Source organism: Streptomyces thermovulgaris, assembly GCF_002155915.1.
GTDB lineage: Bacteria > Actinomycetota > Actinomycetes > Streptomycetales > Streptomycetaceae > Streptomyces > Streptomyces thermovulgaris.
The window spans coordinates 1-210 of sequence record NZ_MUME01000572.1 but is presented as its reverse complement, the minus strand read 5'-3'; the positions used below and the strand labels follow the sequence as shown (position 1 = coordinate 210).

General features: G+C 75.7%; 1 protein-coding gene. It reads left to right on the top strand.

Annotated elements, in window-relative coordinates; translation table 11 throughout:
* Positions 1-210, top strand: a 210-nt coding sequence (locus CCN35_RS29880) for an NAD-dependent epimerase/dehydratase family protein (protein WP_245863568.1), incomplete at both ends; no start/stop codon positions are given.

The following is a 210-nucleotide window of genomic DNA, read 5'->3' as shown; positions in this document are numbered from 1 at the left end:
CTGGGCCCGCTGCACCGGCGGGTCGGCGGTGTCGCTGCGCTATCACAACGTCTACGGCCCCGGAATGCCGCGGGACACCCCGTACGCCGGTGTCGCCGCCCTCTTCCGCTCGGCGCTCGCCCGGGGCGAGGCACCGCGCGTGTTCGAGGACGGGCGGCAGCTGAGGGACTTCGTGCACGTCCGGGACGTGGCGGCGGCCAACGCGACGGC